The sequence below is a fragment of the Rhodococcus sp. IEGM 1366 genome (genome assembly GCF_033142425.1).
Classification (GTDB): domain Bacteria; phylum Actinomycetota; class Actinomycetes; order Mycobacteriales; family Mycobacteriaceae; genus Rhodococcus_F; species Rhodococcus_F globerula.
The window spans coordinates 391,718-404,910 of the sequence record NZ_JAWLRZ010000008.1; the positions used below are offsets into that span (position 1 = coordinate 391,718).

15 protein-coding genes are annotated in these 13,193 nt (G+C 62.1%); 9 read left to right on the forward strand and 6 right to left on the reverse strand.

Going from position 1 to position 13,193, the window contains the following annotated elements; translation table 11 throughout:
• Nucleotides 1-75: 75 nt before the first annotated feature.
• Nucleotides 76-1,347 (reverse strand): glycosyltransferase, encoded by a 1,272-nt coding sequence (locus R4P64_RS25370; protein WP_045063920.1) that lies wholly within the window; start codon nt 1,345-1,347, stop codon nt 76-78.
• A gap of 118 nt (nt 1,348-1,465) precedes the next feature.
• Between R4P64_RS25370 and R4P64_RS25375 the strand changes: the two genes are divergently transcribed.
• Complete coding sequence (locus tag R4P64_RS25375; protein ID WP_045063918.1) at nt 1,466-1,894, forward strand: DUF6292 family protein; 429 nt, start codon at nt 1,466-1,468, stop codon at nt 1,892-1,894.
• 55 nt (nt 1,895-1,949) lie between these two features.
• Here the strand turns inward: R4P64_RS25375 and R4P64_RS25380 are convergent, their stop codons facing one another.
• Nucleotides 1,950-2,528, reverse strand: a complete 579-nt coding sequence (locus tag R4P64_RS25380; RefSeq protein ID WP_045063917.1) for a DUF2231 domain-containing protein — start codon at nt 2,526-2,528, stop codon at nt 1,950-1,952.
• Nucleotides 2,529-2,628: 100 nt separating this feature from the next.
• On the opposite strand from R4P64_RS25380, the gene R4P64_RS25385 reads away from it, so the two are divergent.
• The gene (locus R4P64_RS25385) at nt 2,629-2,850 is read left to right on the forward strand and encodes a hypothetical protein (RefSeq protein WP_033235535.1); all 222 of its coding nucleotides are present in this window, start codon (nt 2,629-2,631) and stop codon (nt 2,848-2,850) included.
• Between the two features lie 28 nt (nt 2,851-2,878).
• Here the strand turns inward: R4P64_RS25385 and R4P64_RS25390 are convergent, their stop codons facing one another.
• The gene (locus R4P64_RS25390) at nt 2,879-3,733 is read right to left on the reverse strand and encodes a polyphosphate kinase 2 family protein (RefSeq protein WP_045063916.1); all 855 of its coding nucleotides are present in this window, start codon (nt 3,731-3,733) and stop codon (nt 2,879-2,881) included.
• Nucleotides 3,734-3,782: 49 nt separating this feature from the next.
• Entirely contained in the window at nt 3,783-4,517 is a 735-nt protein-coding gene (locus R4P64_RS25395; RefSeq protein WP_033235533.1) for a TetR/AcrR family transcriptional regulator, read from the reverse strand.
• Between the two features lie 136 nt (nt 4,518-4,653).
• Here R4P64_RS25395 and R4P64_RS25400 point away from each other — a divergent pair, with 136 nt between their 5' ends.
• From R4P64_RS25400 to R4P64_RS25425, 6 genes are all read left to right on the forward strand, one after another.
• A complete protein-coding gene (locus R4P64_RS25400; RefSeq protein WP_317823177.1) occupies nt 4,654-5,937 on the forward strand; it encodes a DUF445 domain-containing protein in 1,284 nt (427 codons plus the stop codon).
• A gap of 106 nt (nt 5,938-6,043) precedes the next feature.
• Nucleotides 6,044-6,553: a helix-turn-helix domain-containing protein gene (locus tag R4P64_RS25405; RefSeq protein ID WP_033235532.1), complete on the forward strand. Its 510-nt coding sequence runs from the start codon at nt 6,044-6,046 to the stop codon at nt 6,551-6,553.
• Nucleotides 6,543-7,412 carry a heparin-binding hemagglutinin gene (locus R4P64_RS25410; RefSeq protein ID WP_045063914.1) on the forward strand — a complete coding sequence of 290 codons (870 nt, stop codon included), beginning with the start codon at nt 6,543-6,545 and terminating at the stop codon, nt 7,410-7,412. Before R4P64_RS25405 ends, R4P64_RS25410 begins: the two co-directional genes overlap by 11 nt.
• A gap of 93 nt (nt 7,413-7,505) precedes the next feature.
• Complete coding sequence (locus tag R4P64_RS25415) at nt 7,506-7,799, forward strand: DUF2516 family protein (RefSeq protein WP_033235530.1); 294 nt, start codon at nt 7,506-7,508, stop codon at nt 7,797-7,799.
• 105 nt (nt 7,800-7,904) lie between these two features.
• Nucleotides 7,905-8,840 carry an AurF N-oxygenase family protein gene (locus tag R4P64_RS25420; protein WP_141484838.1) on the forward strand — a complete coding sequence of 312 codons (936 nt, stop codon included), beginning with the start codon at nt 7,905-7,907 and terminating at the stop codon, nt 8,838-8,840.
• Nucleotides 8,841-8,890: 50 nt separating this feature from the next.
• A complete protein-coding gene (locus R4P64_RS25425) occupies nt 8,891-9,922 on the forward strand; it encodes an alpha/beta fold hydrolase (protein ID WP_033235528.1) in 1,032 nt (343 codons plus the stop codon).
• Here the strand turns inward: R4P64_RS25425 and purU are convergent.
• Nucleotides 9,919-10,806 (reverse strand): formyltetrahydrofolate deformylase, encoded by an 888-nt coding sequence (gene purU, locus R4P64_RS25430; RefSeq protein ID WP_033235527.1) that lies wholly within the window; start codon nt 10,804-10,806, stop codon nt 9,919-9,921. The two genes, R4P64_RS25425 and purU, sit on opposite strands and share 4 nt — an antisense overlap.
• A gap of 64 nt (nt 10,807-10,870) precedes the next feature.
• Between purU and deoC the strand changes: the two genes are divergently transcribed.
• Entirely contained in the window at nt 10,871-11,536 is a 666-nt protein-coding gene (deoC, locus tag R4P64_RS25435) for a deoxyribose-phosphate aldolase (RefSeq protein WP_033235526.1), read from the forward strand.
• A gap of 38 nt (nt 11,537-11,574) precedes the next feature.
• On the opposite strand, the gene R4P64_RS25440 is transcribed toward deoC, so the two are convergent.
• On the reverse strand, nt 11,575-13,116 hold the full coding sequence (locus R4P64_RS25440; RefSeq protein WP_317823178.1) for an HNH endonuclease signature motif containing protein: 1,542 nt from the start codon (nt 13,114-13,116) through the stop codon (nt 11,575-11,577).
• Between the last annotated feature and the right edge of the window lie 77 nt (nt 13,117-13,193).

Here is a 13,193-nt window from a genome sequence, read left to right on the forward strand (position 1 = left end):
GCTGAGTCATACAGCGTTAAGGAGTATCGGAGATACAGCGTTAAGGCGAATCGAACTTAAGGAGAATCGGGTCGCTCACCGAGCTACTTCGCTTCGGTGAGCGACTCTGTGCGCCCGCGTGCGGGGCGGCGCGGTGACGCAGCGACCATAGGTCCGCACAACTTCGCCGGCCACGTGTTCCCACGAATACGATTCGCACATCCTGGCTCTGCCCGCGCGTGAGAACAAGGCTCCTTCCTCAGCGTTGTCGAGCAAGTGCCGAACCACCCTCGCGGTCTGCTTCGGATTGTCGACCGGAACGCGGTGCCCGGTCAGTCCGTCCACCACGGTGTCGCGCAGCCCGCCGACCGGTGTTGCAACAACGGGAACACCGCAAGCCATAGCCTCGAGCGCGACGATGCCGAACGGTTCGTAGCGGGCGGTGCAGAGCAGTGCGTCCGCCGACCGCATCAACTTCGGCAGCGACTGGTGGGGAACGCGGCCGAGAAGTTTCACTCGATCCGCGACGCCCAGTCGTTCGGCGAGCTTCTGCAACTGCGTGGCGATCTCGTCGGTAGGCAGACCTGACGACGGTGGACCGCCGGCCACCACCAACTCGGTGTCGGGCAGCGACGCCAGAGCCGCTATCGCGACGTCGAATCCCTTCTGCTCTACCAACCTTCCGACGCACAACAATCGGTGCGGCGCGTTTCGTTTTGCCCGCGGCCCCTCCGGAGTGAAGTGGTCGATGTCGACGCCGGACGGAACCATGGTTGTCCGCGAGCGAGGCGAGCCGAGCCGGACGAGATCGAACACCTCGTCCGAGCTCGTCGCGATTACATGCGTCGCACCCTTCGCAACCAACTGCTCCAGATGGGAACGCTCCGAGGGGTTTTCGTCGGACAAGCCGAGATGGCGCCGTTCCGTGATACCGAGCGAATGGAATGTTTGCAAAACCGGGATGCCGAGAATCCTCGTTGCCAGTTCCGTGGCTATACCCGACATCCAAAAATGCGCGTGCACTACGTCGGGCCGGTCCAGAGTCCACAAATTCCGTAGTTCACTACCGAATTCGCCGAGATACTGCAGTAGTTCCTTGTCGCTCAGCGCATGCAGCGGACCGGCTTCGGCATACACGACGGTATAACCACCGCGTGCGCGAACACGGTCGGGACCGTGCGCACTCTGCCGCCGCGTGTACACCGTAACGTCATGGCCCGCGCGAACGAGCGCCGAGGACAACTCGTCGACGTGCAGATGCTGGCGTCCGGCAACGGAATTGCCCACCTGAGCCAGTGGGTCCGCATTGACCGACACCATGGAGATATTAAGCATTCGTCCGGGTGCGATGGCGGGCGAATAAGTCATCTGGGCGCCTCTCGGTTGACTGTTTCGTCTTCGGATACCCCCAGTGCATGATCTGAACCGGGTTTCGCTGCGCCCCGGGATGGGCACATTTCAAACACGCAAGGTGAGGAGTGGATCGATGACCGAACAGGTACTAGTCGACGCGAGTGTGGGGCTCGGATTCCAGCGGTACATCCAGTCGGTGGCCGAGGGCGTCGGCGCAGGAATCGAGCAATGGTGCTGCCGGGGTGAGCATCCGATGGAGGCGTACATCGCCCTCGATCGAGAGGTGCCACGTTTCCCCGGCCGGGAAGTTGCATTGCTGTGGGAGGAAACATGTGGTTGGGCGTTGGCAGTGGAAACCCGATCGGGTGAGGATCTGATCGTTCTCGGATACTTCGGGGACGACGCAGTGCCCACTGCGGACGTGGTCGCGGCATTCGGCGCGAGCGTCGGCACTCCTGACGCCCGGATGCGTCGACGCGCGTCGTGGACCAACGATCGTCCGCTGGCAGATTCCGATCGGACTGCGCGCCTGCTCCGTCAATACGGTCACGACGCGAACTGATGGAATCCGCTAACTCACTACGTTCAGATCAACTAGTTCACTACGTTCAGAACAACTAATTCACTACGTTCAGTGCCGGATCCAGGACCGGCGCTGACGCCGCCTCTGTGTCCAGATCATCCATCAGTCGGAACACGATGTGCCCGCCGATTGCGCCGCCGACACCGATGGCGCTCAGCCCGACCAGTGAAAGCAACCGCGCTAGTAGCGGCGGCGGGGAATCGTTGCTGCGCAAGAAGTACGACACCAGGAAAGCGTCGATGCCTACCGCATTGCTCGCGGCGTGGACGAGCCCGACCCGGCGCGCGATCGTGTCGCGTTCAGACCAATCGAGCCAGCCCGTGATGAGGGCGGGCGGTGTTGTGACCAGTCCGAGAAGGATCAGGTTGCGCACTGTTTTCGGGTCCCGCACAACATAATCGAACACAACGGATGCAGTCCACGCTCCGATGGGGACGGCCACCAGTGCGGGATGTAGCGGGTGCTCGACCGGTGATCCACGAAGGATCGACGCAACTTTGCGCGTAGCCGGTGAGCGTGAGGTCGCGTCGAGGATTCTGCGTTGAAGCCCTGTGGACGGACCGTCCAGTTGGTCGGCGGATTCGATTCTGCGGAAAAGGTTTCCGATATTCATGTAATTCGGCTACCCCAGGTGCCGCCGGGGAAACCCGCTTGTCGGGCTGTGTGCTCAGGCGTACGGTCGAATCGAAAGAGATCCGATCCGAGGAGCCAACATGAAGCTCAATCTCTTTGCGGCCTGGGCGTCGTACTTCCTGGTTCTAGTCACTGTGGTCTGTCTGGGCGGATTCCTCTTCGCAGCCGGATCAGGCAACGCCGGCTGGGCGCTGGTTTCGGGGTTGGCGGCAGCGGTGTCCATAGGCCTCATGATCGCGCTGTACAGCGGAACCGTTCGGCACGATCACAAGGTGCATCGGGAAACGCCCCACTTGTTCTGACTCTCCATCAGGCTGTCCTGATTATCCATCAGGACTCGGCGAGTCGAGCCTTCTCGATCTCGACGTCGAAATCGGCTGGTGGCCATGACAGGTCGAGGCTCTCGAATGCGTCGATCAACAGTTCGGTGACGGCGATGCGGCTGTACCACTTGCGATCACACGGCACGACGTACCACGGGGCGTGCTCGGTGGACGTCTTGTCGAGCATCGCCTGATAGGCCTCTTGATATGCGGGCCACAGTTTCCGTTCGGTCACGTCGCCCGGGTTGTACTTCCAGTACTTCTCCGGCCGGTCGAGTCGCTCCTGCAGACGTTTCTTCTGCTCGTCGAGCGATACGAACATCGCGACCTTGACGATGGTGGTGCCGGCGTCGACCAGTTCCTTTTCGAACTGATTGATCTCGTCGTAACGTGCTCCCCAGACATCCGGCGGCACCAGATCGTGAACTCGCACCACAAGAACGTCCTCGTAGTGCGAGCGGTCGAACACCCCGAGATAACCGCCGCGGGGGAGTTGCTTCTTGATCCGCCACAGGTAGTGGTGCTGCTTTTCCTCGTCTGTCGGAACACCGAAGGACGCGTGGTCGACACCCTGTGGATCGACGTGCCCCACGACGTGGCGGACCATTCCGCCCTTGCCCGAGGTGTCCATTCCCTGCAGGACGAGGAGGACTGACCGCGAGTCACCCGAGCGACCGTTGGCGTACAACAGTTCCTGCAAGCCAGACAGCACGGCGCCGCGTTCTTCGAGGAGACGCTCGCCGTCAGCTTTCTTCCCGGTGAATCCCGGAGTGCTGTTGCGGTCGAGACCTTCGAGATCGAAGCCAGGCTGTGATCGAAGGATCGTCACGGCCGGTGTTTCCCACAGCGAGTCGTCTGTCATACCCGGAGACTGTGCCACAGCCGAGGTGGCCTCCGTGGGAACTTCAGGCTCAGTCGTTTTCGGGAGCGATCAGCGGATGCGGCATGGATTTGAACTTGGCCGGCGAACCCTTGACGGCGGCGATACCGGTGATGCCGCCCCACGTCATCATCGTCAAGTAGTCGATCAAGGATTCAGCGGACATCGACTTGTTGGAGATCCACCAGTGCGTCGCCAACTGAATACCGCCGACGATGCCGTACGCCCACGGCAGAGATCCGCCGGAATCCATTTCCATCTCGCGCAGGCGATTGCCCAGCACCGTGGACAGGAGTTCGGCGATCATTCGCTCCGACTCGGCGACGACGTCACGACTTGCGCCGGCTCCGTTTGCCATGACATAGAGGTAGATCGCCGGGTCCGACGCGACAGTCTCGACATACGCGGTGATCGTTGCGTGTGTCAGTTCGAAATCGTCGAGTTCGTCGCTGATTGCCTGATAGATGCGCGGCGCGAGAATTGTCTCGACGTACCGCATCATCGTGGCCGTCGTCAGGTCGCTCTTATCGGTGAAGTAGCGATAGAGAACAGTCTTGGACACGCCGATTTCGGACGCGATCTCATCCATACCGATTTCACGGCCACGCGCCCGGATCGCTGCGATGGTGCCGTCGACAAGCTCCTCACGTCTGGCGATCTTGTGTTCGCGCCAGCGTCGTTTGCGTCCGTCGGACTTCTCGGGCTTCGTGTCAGCGACAACTGGGCCGTCTACCTGCTCGTTGTCCTGCACAGCGTTCTTAGCCACGGGGTATCTCATATCTGTGGTGCGATCCACGTCCGAGCGGTCTCATTCCGTTTCAGCTTAGTGTCCGGGGAATTACGGTGGGCACGCACCTGCGGCTTCGACGCACCAGCGACAAGCTTTCGGCACAATGGCAAGGGTGCAGCAATTGAGCCCTAACGCTTTCGACTCGACTTTCGGCGACGACGCCAAGCGTCGGGACCTCCGCAAGATGAAGTTCTTCGCGACCGGTCTCCTCGGTTTCGCGACGGTCGTCTATCTGTTCTGTCGATGGCAGGAATCACGAGGCGCGGGCGAGTGGGTCGGGTACGTGAGGGCTGCGTCCGAGGCAGGAATGGTCGGCGCGCTGGCGGACTGGTTTGCCGTCACGGCGCTGTTCCGTCACCCGATGGGCATACCGATTCCGCACACGGCGATCATCAAACGCAAGAAAGACCAGCTCGGGGCCAGTTTGAGTTCGTTTGTCGGTCAGAACTTCCTGGCCCCGGACGTTGTGTCCGCGAAGGTGCAGCAGGCACAGATCCCGCTGCGGCTCGGGACGTGGATGGCAGAGCGAGACAACGCTGCGCGTGTTGCAGCGGAGACGTCGACGATCCTGCGGGGACTGGTAGAAGTGCTGCGCGACGAGGACATCGCGCAGGTCATCGACCACACGATCGTCAAGCGGTTGGCAGAACCGATGTGGGGCCCGCCGATCGGCCGGGTACTCGGTGAGCTTCTGAAGGAGAACAAGCAACTGCCGATCATCGAACTGCTGGCCGAACGCGCTCATCAGTGGGCGCTCGGCAGTCAGGAGACCATCGACCGGGTGATCGTCCGGGACTCTCCCGCGTGGTCGCCGAAATTTGTCGATGCGATGCTCGGCGAGAAGATCTACAAGGAACTGGTCGAGTTCACGTGGAAGGTGCGGGCAAATCCCGAGCACGAGGTTCGGCTGGCGGCCAATCGCTTCCTGATCGATTTTGCGGACGATCTCCAGAACGATCCGGAGACGATCAAAAAAGCCGAGGGCATCAAGGCCGAGATCATGGGGCGCGAGGAAGTCACCGGACTCGCGTCGGCGACGTGGAAGGTCGCGAAGCGGCTGATCATGGAATCGGTCGACGATCCCAACAGCACCCTTCGGGCCAAGGTCGCCGAGAACGTCGTCGGATTGGGCATCCGCCTGCGCGACGACGAGTCGATGCGAGGGAAGGTCGACGGGTGGCTGGCCGCCGGTACGACGTACATCGCGGAGAACTACACCGACGAGATCACCGGTGTCATCAGCGACACCGTCGAGCGCTGGGACGCCGAAGAAGCAAGTCGCAAGATCGAGCTTCAGGTCGGTCGTGATCTTCAGTTCATCCGCATCAACGGCACGGTGGTCGGCGCGATAGCCGGTCTGTTCATCTACACGGTGTCGACGCTGATCTTCGGCTAGTAGTCGGCCCTCGAATGTGACGTGCACCCCAGTGCTAGCAGTAGTGCTTGCAATAGTTAGCACCCTCTCCTACTCTGGGAAATGTCCACAGGAAAGGGAAGACGCAATGTCTGCGAAGTCGACGAACTCCGATGAAGGAGAACGTGAATCATCCGGTGCCGCAGCCGGAGCCAGCGACTTGGCAGCGCGCGTCGTCAGCTCTGCGGCACACGACATCGGGGGATTCATTCGTGCGCAGCGCGAAGCCGCACAAGTCTCGATGCGCCAACTTGCACAGCTCGCCGGTGTAAGCAATCCGTACCTCAGCCAGATCGAACGAGGACTACGGAAACCGTCTGCCGACGTGCTCGCGCAAATAGCAAAAGGGCTCCGAGTGTCTTCGGAAGTCCTCTACGTCCAGGCCGGATATCTCGAACAACGGCCACATAGTCCGATCCGTGACGCCGTGCTCGCAGATACCTCCATCAGCGAGCGACAGAAACAAGTGCTGCTCGAGATCTACGACTCGTTCTGTCGGGAGAACGATTCGACGCGGCCCGCTGCAGTAGCCCAGAGCGCAGCCCCCACCACAATTCCGGACTCAGACCTCCCAGAAGGAGAACAACATGACCGATAAGACCGCCATCGACAACGTCAAGACCTCGATCTACGCCGCAGTCGGCGCCGGCGACCTCGTCGTCCAGGCCGTTGCCGACGTTGTTGCCCAGGTTCGTGAGCGCGCCGAGACCAGCCAGGACGAGGTCACCGGCCGCGTCGACGGTGCACGCGAAAAGTTCGCCGCAGTGCAGGGCGACGTCGTGGAAAGCGTTGAGGCTCTTCGTGAGCGTCTCGCCGGCCTGCCGTCCGAGCTGCCCGAGGAGCTTGCCGAGCTGCGCGAGAAGTTTGCACCCGACGAGCTCCGCAAGGTCGCCGAGGCATACCTCAAGGTTGCGGGCGATCTGTACAACTCGCTGGCAGAGCGCGGCGAAGATGCAGTTGAGCGCATCCGCAAGCAGCCGGCCGTCGAAGAGGGCATCGCCGCCGCGGAGTCCGCTCTCGGTGACGCTGTCGAGCTGACCGAAGACGCACTCGGAACCGTTGCCCGTCAGACGCGCGCCGTGGGCGAGCAAGCTGCCAAGCTGGCCGGCCGCGCTGCCGGACGCATCTCCGACACCGCCGAAGAGGTTGGCGAGAAGATCTCCGACGCCGGCGAGAAGATCGCCGATGTGGGCGACGAAGCTGCGCTCAAGGTCCTCGACCTCGGCGACCAGGCAGACGAGGCTTCCAAGGAAGCTGCAGCTCGCGTGACCGCTGCCGCATCCGATGTCCAGGAGCGCGCAACGGCCGCTGCCAAGAAGGCTGAACCCGCCAAGGCTGCACCGGCCAAGGCTGCGCCGGCGAAGGCTGCTCCCGCGAAGGCTGCTGCCGCACCAGTGAAGGCTGCTCCGGCCAAGACCGCTGCACCGACGAAGGCTGCACCGACCAAGAAGGCTTGATCGGCCGGCTCGACAAGTGAGAAGGCTCCTGCGCTCTCGGGTGCAGGAGCCTTCTGTTCGTGATGTCGGACTACGGAAACTAGGATGTAAGACGTGGTAGCTGTGGATGGCATTATCGGCCTGATTTTTCTCGCACTGAAGTTGCTTGCCTTGGCAGGTGCTGTCTTCGCGATCGTGCATGCCGTGCGGCAGCGCCCCGACGCGTTCACCGCAGTCAACAAGCTGACCAAGCCGATCTGGCTTGGCATCCTTGTCGTCGCGGCTTTGGTGCTGTTGGTGACGTCTCCGGTGGGAATGCTGGGCATCATCGCGGTAGTCGCAATCTGCGTCTATCTCGTTGACGTGCGGCCTCGCGTGGACGACATCCAGCGCGGTCCGCGCTGGTAGCGCGTTTTTCGCAGTTCGTCCCCACCGGGGTGGCACTATGCGGTGCTATTGTGGGTTAACGGCAGTCACACATAGATTGCCGGTCCTCGTGGGGAGTGAACTGCGATGTCTGTCGAGCATGGCCGATCGACGAACGATCGGCGCCCATCCCGACTGACGCGTGCCGGTGACCGCCAGGAAACAGCGTCCAAGCTCCTTGCCTCGGCTGCCCGCACGTCCTACGACCCGTTGATCGAAATCGACTGGGAAGCTCCCGTCCCCGACGACCTGTACGGGATGAGCCCCGAATGGTGCAGCCTCTACGGCACGCCGATGTGGGACGAGATGACGCAGCAACAACGCATCACGCTCACCATCCACGAGGCCGCCAGCATCGCCGGCACCGGCATCTGGTTCGAAATGATCCTCATGCAGATGCTCGTCCGCGACATCTACTTCCACGATCCTTCCACGGCGCACGTGCAATTTGCGCTCACCGAAATCGCCGACGAATGCCGGCACTCCACGATGTTTGCGCGCTCCGCAGCCAAATTCGGCGTCCCGTCCTACCGCCCGAAGACCTGGATCCGCACCGCCGCGCGCCCGTTCAAGGCCACGGCTACCGGATCCCTGGCATACGGCGGAACACTCTTCGCCGAAGAAATCCTCGACATGATGCAACGCGAATTCATGCGAGACACCCGAGTGCAACCGCTCACCCGAACCGTCAGCAGAATCCACGTGGTCGAAGAAGCCCGCCACATCAGATTCGCCCGCGAGGAAACCGTCCGACGAGCAGCCAACATCACCCGGTTCCAGCAAGCCCGCGTCCGGTTCGTCCTTGCCGTCACCGCTTACTTCGTGGTCACCAGCCTCGTGAACAAGAACGTTTACGCAGCCGCCGGACTCGACGCCGAAGCGGCAATCCACGCCGCGAAGAACAATGTCCACTACCACGACATGGTGCGTCGAGGATGCGCGAATACCGTCGAATTTCTTACCGAGGTCGGCCTGATCGGCGGCCCGTCAACGATGTTGCTGCGCCGAGCGCACATCATCTGACACCCATCATCCGTATCGATTTTCTTTCGAATTCAGTCAGGAGTACATGCATGTCCAGCAGTTCGCGAACCACCACACTCCGGGTATTGGCCGGAGTTGCCGGAGCCGGAGCGTTTGCGGCAGCCGTCGCCGCTATCCGTCGTCGTAGCTCCACCAGAGGGCTCACTCTCGTTGCCGACGTCGAACCGAACGCACTCTTGAAGACCCCGACGTTCAAAGCGGACATCAGCGAACTGACCACCGAAGACGGCGCGATCATCAACATCCGGGCATACGGCCCCGTCGACGGTGATCCCATTGTTCTCAGTCACGGCTGGACCTGCTCAACCGAATTCTGGTACCCACAGGTCAACGCGCTGGCCGGCGAGTACCGGGTCATCACGTACGACCAGCGCGGACACGGACGCAGTACTGTCGGCACCCTTCCGCTTGGGCCCGACGTACTCGCCGACGATCTCTCGGCAGTGCTCGGAGCGACCGTCCGTGAAGACAAGAAAGCCGTCATCGTCGGACACAGCATGGGCGGCATGAGCATCATCGCGTGGGCCGGAAAGCACCCCGGCGACGTCAAGAAGTACGCGTCGGCGGTAATGCTGGCCAGCACGGCAAGTGACCGTCTGATTGCCGAAACCACCGTGATTCCGCTGCCGGAACGCTTCCCGCGGGTGCCGGTTCCGGTCGGCCGCGCCATCCTCAGCTCGCCCGTGCCATTCGTGTCCTCGGGCGCGATGACCAAGGCGATCCAGTACGTCTCGATGTCGCCCAACGCAACCAAAGCCGAAGTTCAGTTCTGTGAGAACATCGTTCGAGAGTGCAAGCCGCGCATCCGCGGCGGTTGGGGAGCGGCCCTGAGCACTCTCGACATTCACGAGGGACTCGACAATCTCGAAGTGCCGACCACCGTGCTCGTCGGATCACTCGACCGACTCACGCCACCCGTCCACGCACGCAAACTCGCGCAGGTGCTCGACGAAGCAGGCAACCTCGAACGGCTGATCGTGATTCCCGGTGTCGGTCACATGTCGTCCATCGAGAGCATCGACGAATTCGACCGCGAGATCGTGCGGTTGCGCAATCTCTAGCTGAACACCACAGTCTTGCGGCCGTGCACCAACACCCGATCTTCGAGGTGCCAGCGCAAACCGCGGGAAAGAACAAGCTTTTCGATATCGCGACCCTGGCGGACCATGTCGGCAACATCGTCGGCATGGTCGACGCGGATCACGTCCTGCTCGATGATCGGGCCGGCATCAAGTTCCGCGGTGACGTAGTGGCATGTCGCACCGATCAGCTTCACACCCCGAGCAAAAGCCTGGTGGTACGGGCGGGCCCCGATGAACGACGGCAAGAAGCTGTGATGGATGTTGATCGCGCGGCCCGCCCAGTGCTCGCACAGTGACTGCGGCAGAACTTGCATGAACCGAGCCAGGACAACCGCGTCCGGGTCATGGGCGTCGACCAGGGCGCGCACCTTCTCGAAGGACGGTCCGCGTTCGGCCGGGTCCTTGGGGAAGGGAACGTGGTGGAAGTCGATCCCGTGGCGCTCGGTCACGCTGCGCAAATCCTCGTGGTTTCCGATGACGGCGCTGATTTCGGCTGGGAGTTCGCCGCCGGCCGCGCGTCCGAGGAGGTCGTGAAGGCAGTGACCTTCTTTGCTCACCAGCAGGACGATTTTCTTGGGAGCCCCCGAATCGTGCAACGTCCACTCGGTTTCGGGTCCGATCTCGGCGGCAACGGCCTTGAAACGCTCACGCAGTTCCTCGATGCTGATACTCACCGACGATGCCCGCACTGCCTGACGAGTGAAGAACCAACCGGTGTCCGCGTCAGCGTGATACGCCGCTTCGACGATCCAGCCACCGACATCGGTGAGGAAAGACGAAATGCGCGCGACGATGCCCGTCGTGTCCGGGCAGCCGAGGGAGAGTACGTAGCGTCGATCATCAGTCGAGGGTGCAGCGGTCATACCGCCTAGTCTCTCAGGTGTCGCAGTGCCGCTCGACGCATGGTCGTATGCCAAGCTTTCTTTCATGGCCCACGCTGCGCTCACTCGTTCACAGGTTGCCGCAATGGTCGACCACACCCTGCTCAAACCCGAAGCCACGGCCGCTGACGTCACGGCGTTGATCGACGAGGCCCGGGAATTGGGCGTTCTCGCTGTGTGCGTCTCACCGTCGATGCTGCCGATCCGGGCCGACGGTCTGATCACCGCCGCTGTGGTCGGCTTTCCGTCCGGCAAGCATCACTCCTTGGTGAAGGGTGCCGAGGCTCGTCTTGCTGTTGATCAAGGTGCCCGCGAGATCGACATGGTCATCGATGTCGGGGCAGCACTCGCCGGTGACTACAACGCTGTGCTTGCCGATGTACTCACCGTCCGTGAAGCCATGGGCGAGCACGCGGTGCTGAAGGTGATCCTCGAGACTGCGGCACTGCCCGACGAAGCGATAGTCGAATGCTGCCGCGCGGCAGTACATGCGGGCGCGAACTTCGTGAAAACTTCCACAGGTTTCCATCCCGCCGGCGGGGCAAGCGTCGAGGCTGTTGCGTTGATGGCCAAAACCGTCGGGCCGTCGGTGGGAGTCAAAGCCAGCGGTGGAATCCGCACGACGCAGGCAGCACTCGACATGATCGCTGCCGGTGCCACCCGCCTCGGGCTTTCGGGAACCCGTGCTGTGCTCGACGGTCTGGGGGAGTAGCACTGGATTACCCGATTCGGAAGTGATTCAGACCTGATTCAAAACGGTGGCGGGTCGTTGCCGTAGTCGACGGGTTTGTGGGGCACCTGCTTTCGGGGCACATGTTTTCGGGGTGTGGAGATCGGGAAGGTTTGCCGCCGTTTGCGTTCCGCATTCTTCGCCGCCCGGTTTTGAATCTTGACGCGGCGGTGTTTGCGTTCACTTCGGATGCGGGCAGCTTTGTTTTCCAGCCGAGTTCGTCGCGGTTTGCCGCCTTCCGGTGGCGGTGGTTCCTGCATCCCCGCGAGTAGTCCGGCATCTCTGGTGCGGTAGCAATGGCCTGTCTGCGAGGTCAGGGTGACGCTGCGATCCGGGTTCGGATCGAGCTGCCACTTCCCGGAGTGCTTGAGGCGGTGGTGGTTGCGGCAGAACGCGTTCAGATTCGACGCGACCGTCTTCCCACCCTTGGCGGGGTTGGTGTGGTTGAACGGATCGTTGTGATCGAGGTCGCAATTCCAGGCCGGGACATCGCAGTGCGGCCATTGACAGCTGCCCGCGAAGACCCGCAGCCACGTGTCGAGTGCCGCCCGGGGGCGGTAGACCAACGCCGAAGCCGGCTCAGGTGTCGGTTCAGGTTCAGCATCTGCCGGGACTCGCACTTCCCGAACGTCTGCGTCTTTCGCGATGTCGCGGGCATGCTCAGCACTGATCACCCCGTACCCGTCGAGATGCGCAGGTTCATCCGATCCTGCGTGCAGTGCGGAATCGTGTATCACCACATGCACGAGTGGCCGGCGAATGATGACAACACCGCTACGGTCCTGCGGGCAATCACCGCGGTCGCAGTCGCACACCAACACCGTCGAACCACTCACCAGAGCGCCCAACGCGTCGGCTCTGCGCTGCTCGTACGTGCGGGAATCATGGCGGCACACCGACATCGCCAATTCCCGCAACCGGCCGTCGAAGGCGCGGGCTTGCTCCGCCGGGATACTGCCGAGGATGCGGGCCATGCCGTCCTCGGCGGCGCTGACTCCGACAAACCTGTCGGCGAGGGCGCGGCGTCGTCGTTCTCGCATGCCTTCCGGATCGACGCGGGCGACGATCCGGTCGATCGCCGCGGTCAACCGGCGACCCGTCAACCCGGTACCGCCGTCCACGGGTGGAGCGAGCACCTGCTCGAGCAGCAAGCGTTCGACCTCGTCGATCAGCTCGTCGCTGACATTCGCGGTCGCGGACTCGATCAACGTGACCCGGTAGAAGTCGAGTTCGCCGCGGGCCATCGCGGCCCGTGTGCGATGCAACCGCGTCTTCAAAGCGAAACCCAACCCGATGAGCTTCCCGGCAGCGGCACGGCCCATCGTCAGGACTGCGCCGACCTCGGATTCGGCCAACTCGTGCGCCGACGACGTCCACGTACCGCCCTCGACATGCTCGGCACTACGACGGGTGAAAAACTCCGCCACCACCGCCAGCTTCCGCTCGACCAACATCGCTTCACACGAATGCAACTGGGCCATCAAATCAACCAGGGCGCAATCAGTTTCGGTACCACTCAGCTGTGCCGAGATACCGAAACTCCCCACCCCCGGATCGAACATTCCCCAACCGTAATCGAAATTCTGTTCGAATAGAACGGTTATTCGAAATCAGTCGGAAAAGTCCGATAACAGGTAGA